This window comes from Candidatus Accumulibacter contiguus (genome assembly GCF_036625285.1).
Taxonomy (GTDB): Bacteria; Pseudomonadota; Gammaproteobacteria; order Burkholderiales; family Rhodocyclaceae; genus Accumulibacter; species Accumulibacter contiguus.
In genome coordinates, this window is the sequence record NZ_JAZKUC010000001.1 from 1172951 (window position 1) to 1192447 (window position 19497).

A 19497-nucleotide genomic window follows, 5' to 3' on the forward strand; every position below is an offset into this window, starting at 1 on the left:
ATCATCGGATCAGGATTTCTGCTCCATCAATTCAGCAAAAGCAAGCGGCTTGTCGACCACCTTCACCCTTGCCAGCACCCAGTCAACCACGTTGGCCTCGATTGCCGCACTCTCGAAAACACTGAGGCGATCCGGCTGGGCATAGTGCCAACGAATCACCTCTTGCGGATGGTCGTAACTTTGCGCAGCTTCCTCGACCATCGCTTTCACCTGCTGCGGCTGCGCCGCCAGTCCGTGCTGTTTCACGATCTCGGAAAGAATCAGGCCGAGGCTGACTCGTCGCCTGGCCTGATCGGCAAACCACTCGGGCTGTATCTGCAGATCCTTGGTCTGCAGGCCGCGCTGCTCCATATCCTGGCGAGTCGACTGCATCAAGCGGTCGATCTCTCGGTGGATCAGTTCCCTCGGCACCTCGATGGGGTTGGCCTGCAGCAGCGCATCCATCACCTGACCGCGAATCTTTGCTTGCAGACGCTTCTTCACCTCGCGTTTGAGGTTGTCCTCGATCTCGGCGCGCATCTTGACGAGATCGCCATCCTCGATGCCAAGGGTTCTGGCGAAGTCAGCATCAACCTCCGGGAGTACCGGTTCGCCCACTTCCTTGACGGAGATGTCGAAGGTCACCGACTGGCCCGCCAGTTCCTGGGAGAAATACTCTGCCGGAAAGGTCATGTCGAAAGTCTTGGCTTCGCCCGGACACATACCGATGACGGCGCTCTCGAAGTCAGACAGCATCGACCCTGCGCCCAGCACAAAACGGTAATCCTTGCCCTGGCCACCGGCGAATGGCTGACCATCCCGCTTGCCAAGGAAGTCGATGCTCACCCGATCCGCCTTTGCTGCAGCACGATCGACCAGTTCGTAACGCACACGCTGCTTGCGCAGGATGTCAATCGTCCCGTCGATCTCGGTTGAGCCGACTTCTTCGAGTATCGGGCGTTCGATTTCCACGCCCGCCAGATCATTCAGCACAATCTCCGGAAAGACTTCGAAGATTGCCGAGAACTCGAGATGCGTAGGATTTTCGCTGCTCTTCGCCTCGATCTTCGGAGTCCCCGCGACGCGCAGATTCTGCGCCATCGCCGCCGTTTTGAACAGTTGCCCCAGCGCCTCGCTCAAGGCATCATGGCGAGCCTGCTCGCCATACTGCAGCCTGGCAATGCTTGCCGGCACCTTGCCGGGCCGGAAACCCGGCATCTTCATGTTCTTGCTAAGGCGTTTGAGACGCTGGTCAACATCCTTTTCGAAGTCGGCGATGTTTAACGACAGGTCAAGACGGCGCTCAAGGGCGCTCACCACTGGTGCACCAGGGGCTGATACCTCATTCATAGCAGCGTTCATTTATTAAGAATCCTTGTGATTCAGGCTGAAAGGTGACCGGAACCTGGCTCGGTCGGAAAAACCCGCGCCAGCAGATAATGCAGTGCTGGCCGCCAGAGCGAAGTCGCCAGAGATCATCCTTTGCTGTTCGAGCAATCGTCCGGAGTCAGGAGACTTCACGATGCAAAGGGTTTTCAGGAGCATTCGCCAACCATCCGCAACATCCGCGAGTTGCGCACCATCCAGCACGCCCCCCCGCATCGCTTCCGCGTCCATGTCCGCGCGCAAATACCGCCTCCGCGCACGGAAAGCGAACGATTCTACAGCAATATTTCACAGCTCGAAACACCCGTGGCGCTGCGGCCAAGCCCTGAATCACCCGCTCAGCACGGCAATCATGCTCGGCATCGCCAGCCAGCCCGCACTGCGACAGCCAGGCACAGCGCTGCAGAAGTGCCTGAAATATCGTATCGTGACTGCCTTAGGAACGTTTCAAAAACAATTTGCGAAAGCTGATCAATGGAATCCCACCGTTTTTCCAGTCCAGCAATGAATTTCCGCAGGTTGTTTTTTGAACGTTCCTTAGCCAGGATTCGCCGGCCGTTTGCCCGCAGATGCCGACATGCGTGCGTAAGGAAACCCAGAGCCTTTCCGACCAATGTCGACAAACCATCGGAGAATGAAAGTCATGCACGCCACCCTGCCGCTTCTCGCGACCACCACTTTCCCGGCTTTGACCCGGCGCTCGGTGGAGACGCTCCAGGTCAATCTCGGCTATCGCTGCAATCAGAGCTGTCTGCATTGCCATGTCAATGCCGGTCCGCAGCGCAAGGAGGAAATGACCGCCGAAACGATCGATGCGCTGCTCGCCTTCATCACCGCCAGCCCCGAAGTCAAGACGCTGGACCTGACCGGCGGCGCGCCCGAGTTGAACCCGCATTTCCGCCGCCTGGTCATCTCCGGCCGCGAACGCGGCCTGCGGGTGATTGACCGCTGCAACCTGACGATCCTGGAGGAAGCCGGTCATGCGGATCTGGCCGACTTCCTTGCCAGGCATCGCGTCGAGGTGGTCGCCTCGCTGCCCTGCTATCTCGAGGAAAACGTCGATCGACAGCGCGGCAAAGGCACCTTCGAAGCCAGCATCCAGGGCTTGCGACGCCTCAATGCGCTGGGCTATGGCGTGCCGGACAGCGGCCTGATCCTGAATCTGGTCTTCAATCCGCAGGGGCCAACGCTGCCGCCACCGCAAGAATCACTGGCCCTAGCCTATCGGGAGCACCTCGGACGCGAATTCGGCATCGTCTTCAGCCAATTGTTCACGCTGACCAATATGCCGATCCAGCGCTTCGGATCGATGCTGGTCTCGAAGGGCCAGTTCAACAGCTACATGCAGCTATTGCGCAACGCGCACCACGACGCAAACATCGAGCAAGTGATGTGTCGCAAGCTGCTTTCTGTCGACTGGCAGGGTTATCTTTACGACTGCGACTTCAACCAGCAACTCGGTTTGCCGATAGCTGGCAGCGGGCGCTCGCGCCTGCACATCACCGAGGTGAACGCGGCCGTACTCGACGGCTATCCGATCCAGGTGGCCAACCATTGCTACGGCTGCACCGCAGGACAGGGATCAAGCTGCGCTGGCGCCCTCGGTGACGAGATGGCCGCGGCACCGACCTGCGGCGCCTGATTGCACCAGCCTGACGGCTGCAGCCAGGCGCCGTTGCCCGCCCTTGTCGATACCACGAAAGGAAACAAGAACCATGAACATCAAGCACATCGACGGCATCGAGGCCTGTGTTTTCGACGCCTACGGCACGCTCTTCGATTTCAACAGTGCAGCGCTCGCGGCCAGCGACGAACTCGGTGGCAACTGGCAGAGCCTTTCGGAACTCTGGCGTCAGAAGCAACTGCAATACACCTGGCTGCGCGGACTCGCCGGCCGACATGCGGACTTCTGGCAGGTCACCGGCGATGCGCTCGATTTTGCCCTGAACACCCTCGGAATCGACCACCCCGACCTGCGGGCACGGCTAATGGACCTTTACCTACATCTCGGATGTTATCCCGAGGTTCCCGAAACGCTGCGCCGGCTGCAGGCGGCAGGAATGAAGCTGGCGATTCTCTCGAACGGCACGCCGGCGATGCTCGCCGCGGTGGTCCGCCACAGCGCTCTGGAGAACATCTTCGATGCCGTATTGTCAGTGGAGGAAGTGGGCGTCTTCAAGCCACACCCGGCAGTCTACGCGCTGGCCTGCGAACGCCTGCAACTCGCCCCGGCAGCGATCTGCTTCCTCTCGTCGAACGCGTGGGATGCCTATTCGGCCAAGGCCTCCGGCCTGCGGGTCCTGTGGTGCAACCGCTTCGGACAGGCACCGGAACGGATTCCCGAAACACCGGATGGCGAGATCAAGGATCTCTCTGCTCTACTGACGACGCTGTTTCCTGCCGCTTCCCGCTAGCCAGCCGACGCAGACTGTAATTCGGCATTCGCAGTGCGCGTGCCGACTTCGACTTCGACTTCGCCGAGGTCATCGCGCGTGTGCAGCGTGTGATCCGGAGCTTCGAACGCACGACTCGCGCGAACGCCACTCCGAACTCGGTGTCGAGGTCATCGAAGGCACGGCGAAGATTGTCTCACCCTGGGAGGTCGAGATGGTCCGCCATAGCGGCGAGACCGAGCGGATCAGCGCGCGCAGCATCGTCATCGCTGCCGGCGCACGCCCCGCAGAATCTCCTCAGTTGGGTCGCGCGTTTCCACGCCTGGCGTCTCTGTTAATGTGAAAGTATCGTCAGCAACTCACTCGCGGGGGAACGACCGCCCGGCTTTCCCTTGCGCTGTCAGCGCCAACAGCAGGAAAAAACAGCCCAGGACGGTTGCAGCCATGCCACCCTGCAGGAGGGTCGCAAGTTGAAACGTGCCCAGGTAGTACTTGCCTGCCAGACGCAGTACCACGGCGGTGATGCACAGCAGCAAGCCACCGATGCCGGCGACACGTCCCAACAGGAGCAGAAGGGCGTCCATTTCCCACCTCATTACGTAGACGACAAAATGTGATTTTCGGCTGTTCCCCTGGCGATGATCTGGCAAGAACTCGTCAGGCGAAGCATTGATACGGCACAACCTGCCGGGATTGTAAGCGAGAGTGGACCGGAGTCAAGCACCCACGGAGTGAAATTCAAAGTGATGCGCTAGTAGTTCGTTCCATTAAATGGGCTACAGATCAGGCAGCTTTCCTGTCGAATTTCTTCCAACGAAACACCACGGGTGCCTGATTCATTTCCTTGAAGCCCTTGAGGATGCGCGTCTTGGTAGTGGTCCAGACGTGGATATGAGTCCAATATAGTATTTTATAATCAATATGTTATAGATTAGCATATCCACTTGAGGAACACCACCCACCTTGACATTCACCGACAGGCAGCCCACGGACTACGGGTCCACCGAATAGTTACTGCTGGCTGGAGGAAGATCCGCCAGAGCGTGGTACCACAATCCGATTCAGGCGACATTCGTCTGATGCAAGCGGCCGCGGCCGAATACATCTTGGCAAGCCCTGCTGCGGGAGATGACTCGCTCTGGATTGCCCGGAAAAGAAAGTTTCCACTTTGCACGCCAGACGCAAAGACAGATTCCATCCCGCGTATCACCATAGCAAGTATTTATTCATTAAATCAATGATATTATTTCTGGCACGTTTCTTGTTTGCATCGTCATCACTTGCTGCATGCATACGTTCGGGGCGTACCGATCTTAAGCTCCGGACAATTCGTCGTGCAACGAGATAGGGGGCGGGAAGATGGCAAACACTGGTCTGTTGAAGCTGGAGGCTGATGCGAGCACCGGGCCGATTTCGATGCTGATTGTTTCGCCATGGAGTTGAGCGAAGAAGGCCACCGGAAGGTTACTGCCTTTACAAACTCGGCTCCAAGAGTCCCCGAGAAGCCGACACCATTGCCCAACGATCCTGTTCGACGGCGCTGGCGGCGGCATCTGGTTCCTTGGGTTGGGGTCTTTTTGAGGGGAAGCACATGAAGAAAATAAAGCTGATCGCACCGATAGCGGCCCTGTTATTGGGCATCTCTGGTCCGGCATCGGGAAAGTTGGTCTTCAATCTGGACTTTGGCCAGGACGGAAACTACGAGACAAGCTGGAATCTCGCTCTGAATGACACCATTCGGGCGGATCTTTACGTCTCTAACGTCCCGAATCCCGGTCTGATCTCCATGGGGTTTGATCTGGTTTATAACCTTTCCCACCTGCAGGTAGCGAGCGCCAGTGTGGCGTCGATCTGGGAGTTAGGGTGGGTGAACAGCACGGCTCCGGAGGTAGAAGCCGGGGGAGGACAAGTGTCATTCCCACCGTTAGCAGGGGATCGCATTCTGCTCGCAAGCGTGGAGTTCACGAGTAGCGCCTATGGGATGAGCACGCTGTCGCTCTATGACAGCGACCGTGGAGGGTTCTTCGACGACTTTGTTCTCGAGAACGGCACCGTCCTGGATGACGATCTCGCGAGCGGTATCGTCCTGGCCCAAGTCAACACTCCCAACTTGATACCTCTCCCAGGCACCCTCGCATTATTGGCGCCCGGTCTGGTCGCGCTGCTGGCGTCGAGGAGCAGAATGAAGCTGATCGATGAGGAGAAGAGATCATGAAGCGGATCAAGAGTATCAAGCGCATGCAGTCCTGCGGCAACGCCTTGGCCGTCGGGGCTGTACTGGGTATGCTGCCGGTCGTTGGCCTGCAAGCCGCTCCACCGGCCGGAGCCATTCCATTGCAGAAACGGGCGCAGGTTCCCGTCAAGAAGCCGCTACCCATACCGGCAACGCGCAGTGTGTTGCCACGCATCGATGTAGCGCCCAACGCGCAAGGGGAGCGTATCCTGACCGTCCCGGGACCGATCCTGCCCTCTGCCAAGGGGGCTCCAGCGGCGGGAAAATCCTCTCTCCTCCCCAAGGGCCAGGCGGCGCCGCGCAAGGCTCATTACAAGGAGGGCGAAATCCTGCTTCTCTTCAAGAAGGGGGTTAACGCAGCCACGGCCAGCCAAGCGATGAGCACCAACGGCTTGACCCTGGCCAAAAGCTTCGACAGCCTTTCCAGCATGACCGGCCAGGTTTTCGCCCTGGCGCGGGGGCCCAAAGGGATGACAACTGCAGCGCTTCTGACCCGGATGAAAGCCGATTCGCGCGTGCAGGCGGCTTCCTTTAACTATGGCAAGCGGCCCACCGCGGGATGCCCGGGCACCCCCCCGAATGACCCCTACTTCGATGGTAGTCAGTGGTCGCTGTGCAACTACGGGCAAACCGGCGGGGTGGTCGATGCAGACATCGACGCCACCGAGGCCTGGGCTCACCACACCGGCTCCAGCGGTGTCGTCATGGCCGTGCTGGACACCGGCGTAGATTATACCCACCCGGACCTGCAAGCCAACATGTGGGTTAATCCGGGGGAGATACCCGGCAACGGTATCGATGACGACGGCAACGGCTATGTGGACGACATCCATGGCATCGATACCGGTATGGGCGACAGTGACCCCTACCCGGTTGGCCACGGCCACGGCACCCATGTGGCCGGCATCATGGCGGCGGCGGGAAACAACGGCCAGGGAGTAGCCGGAGTCAACTGGACGGGCCAGATCATGGCGATCCAAGGCTTCTCGCCTGACGGTTATCTGTACGATGATGCTGAATTGGAGGCCTTGCAATACATCCTGATGATGAAGCAGCGCGGCGTGAACGTGGTGGCGGTCAATGCTTCCTATGGCTGCACTGGCTGCTATAACGAGGTCGAGAAGACAGCCATTGGCGCTCTGGGCGATGCTGGGATCATTTTCGTCGCGGCGGCGGGGAACGACGCTGTAAACAACGACATTGATCCCCACTACCCGTCAAGCCACGACCTGCCCAACATCATCAGCGTGGCCGCCACCAATCACAATGACGCGCTGGCCGGGTTCTCCAACTACGGCCGGAACTCGGTGGACCTGGGCGCGCCTGGGGACTCGATCCTCAACACCTTCTGGTGGACTCAGTATTGGCCCAGACCGGGCGACTCCTTCTTCGACGGCATGGAAGCAGGATCCGGTGGCTGGACGGCGGCATCACCGTGGTCCATCACCGGGGAGCAGTCCCAGAGTCCGACCCACGCCTGGTCCGACAGCCCCGGCGGCAACTACAGCGACAACCAGTCCGTTGCGCTCACCAGTCCGCCGATTAACCTGAGCGGCGTGTCGGGGCCGCTGTCCCTGGGCTTCTATGCCCGACACGACCTGGAATATGGCTCCGACTGGCTGGATGTCTATTACGTCATGGGTGGATCATCACCACAGTGGACGCTGACGGAGGAACAGTCCCAGAGCCCCACCCACGCCTGGTCCGACAGCCCCAATGGGAACTATGTCAACAACGCTTACGTCGCCCTGGAAAGCCCGACGATGAATCTGTCCGTGGCGCCGTCAGGGAATACCTGGATGACCTTCTCTCTGAGGGGCGAAATCGAAAGCGGTTTTGACGAACTGCGCGTATTCTGTTATGGGAGTGGTGTATGGACCTACCTTGGTTACCTGGACGGCTTAGTCGCTAACTGGACCCTGTTTTCCGCACCGGTCCCCGATGCCTGCCGGACCGCGGACGCCAAGTTTGCCTTCGATCTGGTGACGGACTCCAGCATCACCTACGACGGTTACTACATCGACGACGTGGCCGTAACGGATGGTAGTTTCACCACGACCTACTTCTCCGACAACATGGAGAACGGCCAGAACGGTTGGATGGTGTACAACTATGGAGGTATTTATTATGTAGGCGGCCTCACCGGCAGCAGCGAAGGCCAGTGGCGGCTGTACACCGCGCCGATCGACCCGGCGTTCTACACCAACCCGTTCCAGGTGATGTTCGTCTTGAACACTGACTCTTCCGTTACTGCCGACGGCGTATACCTGGACGACATCGGGATCGGTGTACCCGAGGGCACGAATGGCTATTCCTTCCTGAGTGGTACCTCCATGGCCGCGCCTCATGTAACCGGCGCGGTAGGCTTCCTGGCCGGTCTTCATGACGAGCCAATGCCGGACCGCATCAATCGCATCCTGCGCAGCGCGGATCGTATACCGGCACTGGCAGGGATCACGGTCACCGGAGGGCGGCTCAACCTGGCCAACGCCATCGACCGGGCTGACCTCAGTCTGGCCATGACGGTGAACAACCCAACTCCCACCCTGGGCAGCAACGTCAGCTTCACCATCACGGTGAGCAACGCGGGTCCTCAAGCCGCCACCGGCGTGCAAGTCCTGGATCTGCTGCCCGCCAGCCTGAGCTTCGTCTCTGCCACGCCTTCCTCTGGGAGCTACAACTCAGGCAGCGGTCTGTGGCAACTGGGGACTATCACCAATGGCAGCAGCGCCACCTTGCAGATCACCGCTATGGTGACCGCCACCGGATCGATTGAGAATATCGCTCAGGTAGCGGCCGCGAATCAACCCGATCCAGATTCGACCCCGGGCAATGGCGTAGTCAGCGAAGATGATCAGAGCAGCGCCTTCCTGATCATTCAGCCGGTCCCACCGTGCAAGGGCGACTTCGACGGTGATGGCGATGTGGACGCGACGGATTTGGGCATCTTTAATGCGGCCTACGGCTCGCGGAGGGGTCAAGTCCGGTACAACGACGCCGCTGACTTCGACCAGGATGGTGATGTGGACGGTACCGACCTGCGCACCTTCCGCGCGCATTACGGGCGGACGGACTGCCCGCCGCTTTTGCCCCAGTCGGTATAAGCCCTGGCCAGCCCTTCTGTCAGGCTCACCTTGGCTCGACAGCCCAGGGCGTGCAGGCGGGAGATATCCATCAGCTTTCTTGGCGTGCCGTCCGGTTTGCTGGGGTCGAATTCGATACGGCCGGGGTAGCCGATCGACATGGGCAACAGTTTCGGCCAGTTGGCGGATGGTGAGTGTCTTCGCCGGTGCCGACGTTGATGTGCGAGAGCATCGGCCTGGGTGTGGGCCTGGTAGGTGGCCGGTCGAGGTTCATCACGTGCATGCTGGCCTCGGCCATGTCGTCGACGTAGAGGAATTCGCGCATCGGGGTGCCGGTGCCCCATAGCGTGAGGCAAGGCTCCAGTTGCAAGGTGCAGGTGTCGTGCAACTGGCGCTTGAGTTCCTGGGGAATGGGCCGTTTCTGGTTTCGTCCTGTTCGATCGCCGGCCAGTTGCGGGCGGCGGCGAGTTTGGCAAGGTGCAGCTTGCGGATCATCGCCGGAATGACGTGGCTGTTCTGCAGATCGTAGTGGTCACCGGGCCGTAGAGGTTGGTGGGCATGACGCTGCGGTAGTCGGTGCCGTATTGGCGGTTGTAGCTTTCGCAGAGCTTGATGCCGGCGATCTTGGCGATGGCGTAGGGTTCGTTGGTCGCTTCCAGGGTGCCGGTGAGCAGTGCCTCTTCCGGCATCGGCTGCGGGGCGAGTTTGGGGTAGATGCAACTGCTGCCGAGAAAGAGGAGTTTCTGCACGCCGACGCGCCAGGATTCATGGATGATGTTGAGCCTCGATCATCAGGTTCTGGTAGATGAATTCGGCCGGGTAGGTCTTGTTGGCGTGAATGCCGCCGACTTTTGGCGGCGGCGAGATACACCTGTTCGGGTCTTTCCGCTTCGAAGAAGGCGCGCACGGCGGCCTGCTGGGTGAGGTCGAGTTCGGCGTGCGTGCGGGTGATCAGAGTCGCTCCGCCGCGCTGCTGCAGGCTGCGGACGATGGCGGAGCCGACCATGCCGCGGTGGCCGGCGACGTAGATTCGGGTTGGCGTCATGATCTGCTCATTCGTTGTGGTCGAAGGTCTTGAAGCCGGCGAGCTTGACCAGTGCGTCGCGCCTGGCCGAATTGTAGTCGGCCAGCACCATTTCCTGGACCAGTTCGTGCAGGCTGGTGGTCGGCGTCCAGCCGAGTTTTTCGCGGGCCTTGCTGGGGTCGCCGAGCAGGGTCTCGACTTCGGTCGGGCGGAAAGTAGCGCGGGTCTACCCGGACGATGACCGCCCGGTTTGACTTTGGCCTGGTCGCCTTCGACTCGGGTCACGATCCCGATTTCATCGACGCCCTCGCCTTCGAAGCGCACGCGATGCCCAGTTCCAGCGCGGCGAATTCGACAAACTGGCGGACGCTGTATTGCACGCCGGTGGCGATGACGAAGTCTTCGGGGTGGTCCTGCTGCAGCATCAACCACTGCATTTCGACGTAATCGCGGGCGTGGCCCCAGTCGCGCAGGGCACTGAGGTTGCCGAGATAGAGGCAGTCCTGCAGGCCGAGGGCGATACGGGCGATGGCGCGGGTGATCTTGCGGGTGACGAAGGTTTCGCCGCGAACCGGGCTTTCGTGGTTGAAGAGGATGCCGTTGCAGGCATAGATGCCGTAGGCCTCGCGGTAATTGACGGTGATCCAGTAGGCGTAGAGCTTGGCGACGGCGTAGGGGCTGCGCGGATAGAAGGGGGTCGTTTCCTTCTGCGGGATTTCCTGGACCAGTCCGTAGAGTTCCGAGGTGCTGGCCTGGTAGAAGCGGCTTTTCTTTTCCAGGCCGAGGATGCGGATCGCTTCGAGCATGCGCAGGGCGCCGATGCCGTCTGCGTTGGCGGTGTACTCGGGTTCTTCGAAGCTGACGGCGACGTGGCTTTGCGCGGCCAGGTTGTAGATCTCGTCGGCTGCACCTGCTGGATGATGCGGATCAGGCTGGTCGAGTCGGTGAGGTCGCCGTGGTGGAGAATGAAGCGCCGCCCGGGCTCGTGCGGATCCTGATAGAGGTGATCGATGCGGTCGGTATTGAACAGCGAGGAACGGCGCTTGATGCCGTGCACTTCGTAACCCTTGTGGAGCAGGGATTCAGCCAGGTAGGCGCCGTCCTGGCCGGTCACGCCGGTAATCAGGGCAACCTTTTGATGGGAGGTCATAGGGGGGTCATCCGTCAGGGAATCTACGATGCTTGGGAAGGTTGAAGGGGTAGAGCGATCTGCGCTGGGCTTGCGCCCATGCTAGCGCCGTGCCCGAATGTATCGACATTCAACAGGTTTGTATTGCGGGCAGAAGTCGCTCAACCCGCAGCAGGGGCTGGGGTGGCGACAGGCTTTCAGCGGCCGAACGGGCCAGGCAGCACGATTCTCCACCTTGCGGTGAAGCCTGGAACGATACCAGACGAGTCCTTGAACGGACAAGCGCATCTTTTCCGGTCTGTTGTGAAACCAGGCGCGGGCCCCCGGCACCAAAGGGATCAGCAGGCAAATTCCCCGCTACCGGGTCAGCGCCATGAACAGTTCGGGCAGCCGCTCCGGCAAGCGAGCGACGCGGTCGATCACCGAAAACCTCCGCCCGAAGATGTCGCTGACGTAGTCGTCGGCCTTGCGGTCGAGGCTGATGCAGTAGGTGAAGATGCCTTTCTGGTCGAGTTCACCGACCGATTTGCGGGCGTCTTCGATCAGCAGGCGCGGATCATGGACGTCGACGTCGGCAGGCTGGCCGTCGGTCAGGACCAGCAGCAATTTCTTCTCGGTTTTTTGTGCGCCGAGGTAGTGCGCGGCGTGACGCATCGCCGCACCCATGCGTGTCGAATAGCCGGCCTGCATCGCCGCGAGGCGGCTCTTGACGGTATCACCCCAGCTTTCACTGAAGCCCTTGAGGTGCAGGTAGCGGACGTCGTGACGGGTGTCGGAGTGGAAACCGGCAATGGCGAAGGGGTCGCCAAGCTGCTCGATCGACCAGCCGAGCAGCGATACAGCTTCCTGACTCAGTTCGAGAATGCTCTGTTCGCCACCGTTGGTGCCGACCTTGACCCGGTCGGCCAGCGACTTCGAGAGGTCGAGCAGGAGCAGCACCGCCAGATTGCGGCCGCTGCTGCGGTGGCTCATGTTGATGCGCGGATCGGGATGGGCGCCGCCCTTGAAATCGATCAGCGAACGAATGGCAATGTCGAGATCGAGTTCACTGCCGTCTTCCTGATAGCGGATGCGGACTCGCTCCTGTGGTCTCAGCAGATCCAGCAGACGCTTCAGGCGCCGAGCCAGCGCTGCGTGTTTTTCCAGCAGGCGATCGATGTCACGGGCGTCAGCACTCGGGTGCAGCGATTCGTAGAGGCTCACCCAGTCCGGCCGGTAGCTCTGGCTCTGGTAGTCCCACTCCGGGTAGTGGCGCGGCGGCAGGCGTTCGACCTCGGCGGCGGTGGTCGTTGAACGCTGCTCGTTGAACATTTCCTCGTCGTCGCTCAACTCGTGGAAGCGCCAGAGATGGCGATTGTCGTCGCGATAGCCGACCTCGCTATCGGTAAAAAAGACACTGGCCAGTTGGTCGCTCTGACGTCGGGTGCGTGCGACGTAGGAGAGTGCGAGCTGGGCGATTTCTTCGCTGCTCGAATCGCCTTGCTGCAGCGTTTCCTGGAAGCGCCGCACGAACTCCAGCAGGATCACGTCCTGGTAGCCGTGCTCGGGGTCGAGCACGGCGCGTGACAGCATCGCCAGACGATGGCGAAGGCAGGAATGAGTCTCCGGGTTGCAGGCACCTTCCACCGGCTTCGGATGCAGCGCCAGGAAACTGCGACGCAGGCCGGGATACGCGCGCAGGATCAGCGTCTCGATGCGACTGTCTTCGAAGAACTCGATCGCCATGCGCTGCATGGGGCTGAAGTTGTCGGCAAACATCGCCTGGCTCCAGCGCCGATGCGCTGCGATATGGGCCAGTGTGACGCGGTAGCGGTCGATGCCGGAAACACCGCTGGCGTCATCGAGGACGTCGGGCAGGCGGATTCCCGACGGGTCGTAGTAGGGAAGCGGCGGCAGTGCCTGATCGATGTCGCTGGCGTAGGGGACCAGTTGCGCGCTGTCTTGCCACAGGGCACGCAGGTAGAGATCGAGCCGGCGTTCGTTGTCGAGCAGGAGCGTGCCGTGCCGCTCGCGCTGCAGCACGGCGCGGCTGTCGGCCGACTGCAGGCTGAAGTAGGCACGCTGTCGTTCGGGATGGTTGTGGTAATTGCGGATGCCGTAGTCAAGCCAGTTTCTCAGTCCGGCGATGGTCAGCGCATTGAGCAGCCGTGGCGCCTGCGCGAAAAACTCCGGTAGCCCTGGGCTGGCGAAGGTCTGGTGGATACCATGGATTGAACCGGTGGTGCGCTCCATGAAGTCCAGCGCCAGGTCCAGGTAATGTTGCATCTGCTCGCGTGCCCCCAGCCGTCGGGCGACCGCCGCCAGGCTCTGCAGGAAAGGGGTGATGGCCTTGCCATTCGGTGATTTCCAGAGCCTGTGCACGGTCCGGGTGAGCGGCGGCAAGGCGTCTTCACCGAGGATTGCGGCAATCGCTGGCCACTTCTCGAGGAATGCCAGCACCGGTTCGACGCCACGCCCCATGCGGCTCAGAAAACGTGCGTAGTCGAGGTAGGCAGCGACACCATCGGCGGTGAGCACGCGCAACGCCTCGACCAGACAGCCCTCGAAGACCTCATTGACCTGCGGAAAGCGGCAGTCGAGTTGCTCGCGGTACAGGCGCAGGCGTTCGCTCCAGGCGGCGCCCGTCTGCTCGTCTGTGCTCGAGTCCGCTGGCATGCTTTTACGTTCCATCGCGATCAGGCAAAGGTCGCGTCGATCGCGTGATCCAGGGTATCGCGGATATCATCGTCGTCAGTGATCGGCCGCACGAGAGCCATTCGACAGGCGTCACGGGGCGCGACGCCACCCTTGATCAGGGTTGCAGCGTAGACCAGCAGACGCGTCGAGATCCCCTCATCGAGACCATGACCTTTGAGCCGGCGGGCGGCGGCGCCGATGTTCACCAGTTGCACGGCAATGCGGCTATCGATGCCGCTTTCACTGCAGAGGATGGCGGTCTCCAGATCGGCATCGGGATAGTCGAACTCGAAAGCCGTAAAACGCTGCTTGGTCGACTGCTTGAGATCTTTCATCAGGCTCTGATAGCCAGGGTTGTACGAGATGACCAGTTGAAAATCGGGATGCGCGTGGATCAACTCGCCCTTCTTGTCTAGCGGCAGAGTACGCCGGTGGTCGGTCAAGGGGTGGATCACCACCGTCGTGTCCTGACGCGCCTCGACAATTTCGTCGAGGTAACAGATCGCCCCGATGCGCGCGGCGGTGGTCAGCGGCCCATCGAGCCAGCGTGTGCCGTTGGCTTCGAGCAGGTAACGCCCGACCAGGTCGGAAGCGGTCATGTCTTCGTTGCAGGCGACGGTGAGCAGGGGCTTGCCAAGCTTCCAGGCCATGTATTCGATGAAGCGGGACTTGCCGCAGCCGGTCGGTCCCTTGACCATCACCGGCAGGCGCGCCGCGTAAGCGGCTTCGTACAGTGCTACCTCGTTTCCTTGCGGCTGGTAGAAAGGTTCGGCGATTACCCTGAATTGCTCCTTGTCGGTCATTTCCCATCCCTCATGTGCACTCATCCGACCGGTGTCAGGCAACAGCCCAGCATCGGCCCGCGCCTTCTGACCACAGACCACCGACTCAGCGATGAACGCCGAGCTTCTCGCGCCAACCCGGATAGAGCTTGTCGGCGTCCCCCGGGAAGGACTCGAAGGCGCGTGCGAATTCATGGTGCTCCCTCGCCCACTCGATCGGATCGGCGCCAGCCTTCCAGCACTCGTAAGCCTGCCGCAGCGAAAGCGCACCGGCCGCCGGACTGTCGATATGGCCATAGGAACCGCCACCGGAGGTGTTGATGACGTTGCCGTGGCCGAGATTCTCGAAAAATCCCGGCAAACGCAATGCATTCATGCCGCCGGAGATGATCGAGGTGGTCGGCTTCATGCCGTACCACTTCTGGTAATAGACCGGGCCCTGACACTCGTCACGCTCCAGCATGTAACAGATGTTCTTGTCCGAGCTCTCGCCTTCCATCTTGCCGAAACCCATGGTACCGACATGGATGCCGGATGCCCCTTGCAGACGCGCAATCTTGCCCAGCACGAATGCCGTGTAGCCGCGCTTGGCGGATGGCGAGGTGATCATGCCGTGACCGGCACGGTGATAGTGCAGATATTGGTTGGGGTACTGCCGGCGGGCGGTGGTGATCATGCCTGGACCGCCCACGAAACCATCGACCAGGAAGGCGACTTTGTCGGCATCGGGGCCGAAGGTTTCCAGGATGAAGTCGGCGCGATGGAGCATTTCGTAATGGTCATCGGCAGTGATATTGGCGGAAAAAATCTTGGCCTGCCCGGTTTCATCCATGGCACGCTTCATGGCGTCATAGACCAGGGGGTACACTTTCCTCGCCGGGCAGAACACCTGATTGCCCTGCGGCTCATCATTCTTGATGAAGTCGCCGCCCAACCAGAACTGGTAGGCGGCCTTGGCGAACGGCTCCGGACGCAGCCCCAACTTGGGCTTGATGATCGTGCCGGCGATGTAGCCGCCATCCTTGAGCGGGCGTCCGAGGATCCGCCACAGATCCGAGATGTCCTTGGCCGGGCCGTCGAAGAGCTGAATGGCGCGCTCGGGAACGAAGATGTCATGGATCTTGCCGTGTTCGATGTCGCCCATGCCCTGGTTGTTGCCGATGATCAGCGTCAGAATCGATACCATCATCATGCGACCGTCGATCATGTTGCGGTCGAACAGATCCAGTGGATAGGCGATGCGCATGTCTTCGGTGGCTTCGTCGATGGAATAGACCAGGGCATCGACGCCCTTGGTGAAGTCATCGGTGGTACTGGTCTCGACATTCGTACCCGTGGAAGATTCTGCGGCAAAGTGAGCGGCCGACTCAAGATAGCCATAGCCGGCTTTCGGCTTCATTTTGTACGCCACCAGAATGTGCTTGCCCCCCCTGATCAGGTCTTCTTCCTTCAGGCTGAGGTCGGCGTAACGATTCGATTGGTCCATGCTTGTCTCCGTATCGATGAGGGTAAATACCGTGTTGGATCATGTGCGACAAGTGTAGGCGGCCAAATTGATTATTAAAAGTTAAACTTTTTTCTATTTATGGTTAGTTTTTGCTTTCCTATTGAACGCCCGCCGAAGAACTGAACCAGTCCCTGCCCGATGCCCGCCCAGCAGTACGCACCCTGCCCGCCAACGCTTCGTAACGGACAGTGGCAAAGCCTGCCATTTTGGCGGATAATTTGTCCATGCGACTGAACCCACCGTCCCGAGCCAGCGAAATATCGTGCCTACTGCGTTCCCCCCCTGACCAGCGTCGTCCACGCCCTTGCCATGGACGCGCTCCAGCATGCCAGTTCCGGCCATCCTGGCATGCCTATGGGATGGCCGATGTCACAACAGTCCTCTGGCGTCGCCCCCTGCGCCACAATCCGGCCGATCCCCTGGCCGGATCGCGATCGTTTCGCTCTCTCGAACGCTCACGGATCAATGCTGAATATGTTGGACGCGACGGTGCCGTGGTCGGCATCGATCGCTTTGGAGAGCCGGCAGCTGCCGGCCAGTGGTTTGACTTTTTCGGTTTCACGGTGACCCACCTAGTTAGCACCGTGAGATCACTGTTGTCATTTCTCAAGGAGACCGTTTCATGACAATCAAAGTAGGGATCAATGGGTTTGGCCGTATCGGCCGGATGGTGTTTCGCGCCGCAATTCAGAATTTCGAGGACATCGAAGTGGTCGGCATCAACGACCTGCTCGAACCCGACTATCTGGCGTACATGCTCAAGTATGACTCGGTGCATCGTCGCTTCCAGGGTAGCGTTGCGGTCGAAGGCAACACCCTGGTCGTCAATGGCAAGAAGATCCGTCTGACCGCCGTCAAGGACCCGGCCGAGCTGAAGTGGGACGAGGTTGGTGCAGACATCGTCGTCGACTCGACCGGCCTCTTCCTGACCACCGAATCGTGCCAGAAGCATATCGCCGCCGGCGCCAGGAAGGTCATTCAGAGCGCACCCAGCAAGGACGACACACCGATGTTCGTGTTCGGCGTCAATGACCAGACCTATGCCGGTCAGACGATCATCTCGAATGCTTCGTGCACCACCAACTGCCTGGCACCTGTTGCCAAGGTATTGAATGACAACTGGGGGATCAAGCGCGGTCTGATGACCACCGTGCACGCCGCCACGGCTACCCAGAAAACCGTCGATGGCCCGTCCAACAAGGACTGGCGCGGTGGCCGTGGCATCCTCGAGAACATCATTCCGTCCTCGACCGGTGCTGCCAAGGCCGTCGGCAAGGTCATTCCCGAGCTGAACAAGAAGCTCACCGGCATGGCCTTCCGCGTTCCGACCTCCGACGTCTCGGTCGTCGACCTGACCGTCGAGCTGAACAAGGACGCCACCTACGAAGAAATCTGTGCAGCCATGAAGGCAGCCTCCGAAGGTCCGATGAAGGGCATTCTCGGCTATACGAACGAGAAGGTGGTGGCCACCGATTTCCGTGGCGAGAGCTGCACTTCGGTGTTTGATGCCGAAGCCGGGATGGCCCTCGACAGTACCTTCGTCAAGGTTGTCTCGTGGTACGACAACGAATGGGGCTATTCCTGCAAGGTGCTGGAAATGGTCCGCGTAATGGCCCGCTAAACGACCATCGAGGGGCGCTTCCGGGCGCCCCTCTTGCCTCTCCGATTCTCCTGTGAGAGTGTGCGGTACCCTCACATTGCTGCGAAGCAGGGCAGGGAGTTTCCTCCGTTGAAGGATACTTCCCGTGCTTTCGGTCCCGTTTCGGGCCCATTGACCCCGCAGCCCTCTAATCGTCGCAGGGCAATAAGACCGTGCGCTCCGTGACAAGAAAAAAGGAAACCCATGTCACGCGATACCAAGATCGTTGCCACCCTCGGTCCGGCCTCATCTGATGCCACAGTACTGGAACGTATGATCCGCGCTGGCGTCGATGTCGTGCGCCTGAACTTTTCCCATGGCAAACCGGAGGATCACATCGCGCGGGCACAAATGGTTCGTGAGGTGGCAGCCCATGTCGGGCGCCCGGTCGGGATTCTCGCCGATCTTCAGGGACCCAAGATCCGCGTCGGCAAATTCGCCGACGGCAAGGTCCGGCTCGAGAACGGCGAACGCTTCATCCTCGACGCCAATTGCGAACTGGGCAATGCCGAGCGCGTTGGCCTCGACTACAAGGCTCTGACCCGTGACGTTTCTGCCGGAAGCGTATTGCTGCTCGACGACGGTCGCATCGTCCTTGACGTGAAACGCGTCGTCGGTTCGGAGATCTTCACCATCGTCCGCCACGGAGGCGAGCTTTCCGACAACAAGGGGATCAACCGCCAGGGCGGCGGTCTCTCGGCGCCTGCACTGACCGCCAAGGACATGGAAGACATCCGCACAGCGGCAGGCATCGAAGTCGACTTCCTGGCCGTCTCCTTTCCCAAGAGTGCGGCCGACATGTACATGGCCAAACAACTGATTCACGCGGCGGGTGGGCAGGCGCAGACCATTGCCAAGATCGAACGGGTCGAGGCCGTTGCCGCTCTCGAAGAGATCATCGCCGCCTCTGACGGCATCATGGTCGCGCGCGGGGATCTTGCTGTCGAAGTCGGAGATGCCGCCGTTCCGGCACTGCAGAAGCGCATGATTCGCCTGGCACGCGAGAAGAACAAGCTGGCCATCACGGCAACGCAGATGATGGAATCGATGATTTCCTCGCCGGCGCCGACGCGTGCCGAAGTCTCCGACGTCGCCAATGCGGTACTCGACGGTACCGACGCGGTGATGCTTTCGGCCGAAACCGCATCCGGCCGGTATCCGGTCGAAACCGTCGAGGCGATGGCGCGCATCTGCCTGGAAGCCGAAAAGTCTGCCGCAGTAACTCTCGACCACGAGTTCCTCAATCAGGTCTTCACGCGTATCGATCAGACCATTTCCCTGGCTGCCATCTGGACGGCGCACCACCTCAAGGTCAAGGCCATCGCCGCACTCACCGAGACAGGCGCGACGGCCCTGTGGATGAGCCGCCTGAACTGCGGTGTCCCGGTCTATGCATTGACCCCGCAAGCCGATGCAGTGACCCGGATGAGTCTCTACCGAGCGGTATTTCCCTTGTTCATGAAACAGCGGCCAGCGACTCGCGAAGAACTGCTCTATGATGCCGAGCAATTGCTGATGAATGAGGGGATTGTGGAAAATGGAGACCTGATCGTGCTCAGCGCCGGCGATCCGATGGGAACCAGCGGCGGCACCAATACGCTGAAGATCGTCCGGGTTGGCGATCCACAGCCATACAAGATCTAACCCCGAATTGCTACCGGATCAA

At 60.4% G+C, this 19497-nt stretch carries 13 protein-coding genes and 2 pseudogenes; 8 read left to right on the plus strand and 7 right to left on the minus strand.

Annotated features, from left to right (window positions below; genetic code table 11):
* Positions 1 to 9 precede the first annotated feature (9 nt).
* The gene (gene tig, locus V5B59_RS05760) at positions 10 to 1329 is read right to left on the minus strand and encodes a trigger factor (protein WP_169070147.1); all 1320 of its coding nucleotides are present in this window, start codon (positions 1327 to 1329) and stop codon (positions 10 to 12) included.
* Positions 1330 to 1717: 388 nt separating this feature from the next.
* Between tig and V5B59_RS05765 the strand changes: the two genes are divergently transcribed.
* The 3 genes from V5B59_RS05765 (at position 1718) to V5B59_RS05775 (ending at position 3779) form a co-directional block, all read left to right on the plus strand.
* Entirely contained in the window at positions 1718 to 1873 is a 156-nt protein-coding gene (locus V5B59_RS05765) for a hypothetical protein (RefSeq protein WP_169070146.1), read from the plus strand.
* Positions 1874 to 2008: 135 nt separating this feature from the next.
* Entirely contained in the window at positions 2009 to 3007 is a 999-nt protein-coding gene (gene arsS / locus V5B59_RS05770; protein ID WP_034913804.1) for an arsenosugar biosynthesis radical SAM (seleno)protein ArsS, read from the plus strand.
* Positions 3008 to 3080: 73 nt separating this feature from the next.
* Positions 3081 to 3779, plus strand: coding sequence for a haloacid dehalogenase type II (locus tag V5B59_RS05775; RefSeq protein ID WP_034913807.1), 699 nt, complete (start codon positions 3081 to 3083; stop codon positions 3777 to 3779).
* Positions 3780 to 4117: 338 nt separating this feature from the next.
* Here the strand turns inward: V5B59_RS05775 and V5B59_RS05780 are convergent, their stop codons facing one another.
* Positions 4118 to 4342, minus strand: a complete 225-nt coding sequence (locus V5B59_RS05780) for a hypothetical protein (RefSeq protein ID WP_034913813.1) — start codon at positions 4340 to 4342, stop codon at positions 4118 to 4120.
* Between the two features lie 1007 nt (positions 4343 to 5349).
* Between V5B59_RS05780 and V5B59_RS05785 the strand changes: the two genes are divergently transcribed.
* Together V5B59_RS05785 and V5B59_RS05790 are read left to right on the plus strand one after the other, a co-directional pair.
* Positions 5350 to 5973: a hypothetical protein gene (locus tag V5B59_RS05785; RefSeq protein WP_169070145.1), complete on the plus strand. Its 624-nt coding sequence runs from the start codon at positions 5350 to 5352 to the stop codon at positions 5971 to 5973.
* On the plus strand, positions 5970 to 9095 hold the full coding sequence (locus V5B59_RS05790) for a S8 family serine peptidase (protein WP_332351685.1): 3126 nt from the start codon (positions 5970 to 5972) through the stop codon (positions 9093 to 9095). The genes V5B59_RS05785 and V5B59_RS05790 overlap by 4 nt, the downstream gene beginning before the upstream one ends.
* On the opposite strand, the pseudogene V5B59_RS05795 reads toward V5B59_RS05790, so the two are convergent.
* The 5 genes and pseudogenes from V5B59_RS05795 to V5B59_RS05815 form a co-directional block, all read right to left on the minus strand.
* Positions 9050 to 10119 (minus strand): annotated as a pseudogene (locus tag V5B59_RS05795) (GDP-L-fucose synthase family protein). The gene V5B59_RS05790 and the pseudogene V5B59_RS05795 sit on opposite strands and share 46 nt — an antisense overlap.
* Positions 10120 to 10126: 7 nt before the next feature.
* Positions 10127 to 11248 (minus strand): annotated as a pseudogene (gene gmd / locus V5B59_RS05800) (GDP-mannose 4,6-dehydratase).
* Between the two features lie 336 nt (positions 11249 to 11584).
* Entirely contained in the window at positions 11585 to 13882 is a 2298-nt protein-coding gene (locus V5B59_RS05805; protein WP_332351686.1) for a nitric oxide reductase activation protein NorD, read from the minus strand.
* Positions 13883 to 13902: 20 nt separating this feature from the next.
* The gene (locus tag V5B59_RS05810; protein WP_169070141.1) at positions 13903 to 14706 is read right to left on the minus strand and encodes a CbbQ/NirQ/NorQ/GpvN family protein; all 804 of its coding nucleotides are present in this window, start codon (positions 14704 to 14706) and stop codon (positions 13903 to 13905) included.
* 85 nt (positions 14707 to 14791) lie between these two features.
* Positions 14792 to 16171: a ribulose-bisphosphate carboxylase gene (locus V5B59_RS05815; RefSeq protein WP_169070140.1), complete on the minus strand. Its 1380-nt coding sequence runs from the start codon at positions 16169 to 16171 to the stop codon at positions 14792 to 14794.
* Positions 16172 to 16540: 369 nt separating this feature from the next.
* Here V5B59_RS05815 and V5B59_RS26110 point away from each other — a divergent pair, with 369 nt between their 5' ends.
* The 3 genes from V5B59_RS26110 (at position 16541) to pyk (ending at position 19475) form a co-directional block, all read left to right on the plus strand.
* Positions 16541 to 16759 (plus strand): hypothetical protein, encoded by a 219-nt coding sequence (locus V5B59_RS26110; protein WP_408612946.1) that lies wholly within the window; start codon positions 16541 to 16543, stop codon positions 16757 to 16759.
* A 55-nt stretch (positions 16760 to 16814) separates the two neighbouring features.
* Positions 16815 to 17813, plus strand: coding sequence for a type I glyceraldehyde-3-phosphate dehydrogenase (gap, locus tag V5B59_RS05820; protein WP_169070138.1), 999 nt, complete (start codon positions 16815 to 16817; stop codon positions 17811 to 17813).
* Between the two features lie 222 nt (positions 17814 to 18035).
* Positions 18036 to 19475: a pyruvate kinase gene (gene pyk / locus V5B59_RS05825; protein ID WP_169070137.1), complete on the plus strand. Its 1440-nt coding sequence runs from the start codon at positions 18036 to 18038 to the stop codon at positions 19473 to 19475.
* Positions 19476 to 19497: the final 22 nt, after the last annotated feature.

Excerpts from the sequence above, each read along its gene's own strand:
- V5B59_RS05805 (WP_332351686.1), bottom strand. The coding sequence starts at position 13,882 with ATGCCAGCGGACTCGAGCACAGACGAGCAGACGGGCGCCGCCTGGAGC.
- V5B59_RS05810 (WP_169070141.1), bottom strand. The coding sequence starts at position 14,706 with ATGACCGACAAGGAGCAATTCAGGGTAATCGCCGAACCTTTCTACCAG.
- V5B59_RS05775 (WP_034913807.1), top strand. The coding sequence starts at position 3,081 with ATGAACATCAAGCACATCGACGGCATCGAGGCCTGTGTTTTCGACGCC.
- arsS (WP_034913804.1), top strand. The coding sequence starts at position 2,009 with ATGCACGCCACCCTGCCGCTTCTCGCGACCACCACTTTCCCGGCTTTG.
- pyk (WP_169070137.1), top strand. The coding sequence starts at position 18,036 with ATGTCACGCGATACCAAGATCGTTGCCACCCTCGGTCCGGCCTCATCT.
- gap (WP_169070138.1), top strand. The coding sequence starts at position 16,815 with ATGACAATCAAAGTAGGGATCAATGGGTTTGGCCGTATCGGCCGGATG.
- V5B59_RS05780 (WP_034913813.1), bottom strand. The coding sequence starts at position 4,342 with ATGGACGCCCTTCTGCTCCTGTTGGGACGTGTCGCCGGCATCGGTGGC.
- V5B59_RS05785 (WP_169070145.1), top strand. The coding sequence starts at position 5,350 with ATGAAGAAAATAAAGCTGATCGCACCGATAGCGGCCCTGTTATTGGGC.
- V5B59_RS05765 (WP_169070146.1), top strand. The coding sequence starts at position 1,718 with ATGCTCGGCATCGCCAGCCAGCCCGCACTGCGACAGCCAGGCACAGCG.
- V5B59_RS26110 (WP_408612946.1), top strand. The coding sequence starts at position 16,541 with ATGCCTATGGGATGGCCGATGTCACAACAGTCCTCTGGCGTCGCCCCC.
- tig (WP_169070147.1), bottom strand. The coding sequence starts at position 1,329 with ATGAATGAGGTATCAGCCCCTGGTGCACCAGTGGTGAGCGCCCTTGAG.
- V5B59_RS05815 (WP_169070140.1), bottom strand. The coding sequence starts at position 16,171 with ATGGACCAATCGAATCGTTACGCCGACCTCAGCCTGAAGGAAGAAGAC.
- V5B59_RS05790 (WP_332351685.1), top strand. The coding sequence starts at position 5,970 with ATGAAGCGGATCAAGAGTATCAAGCGCATGCAGTCCTGCGGCAACGCC.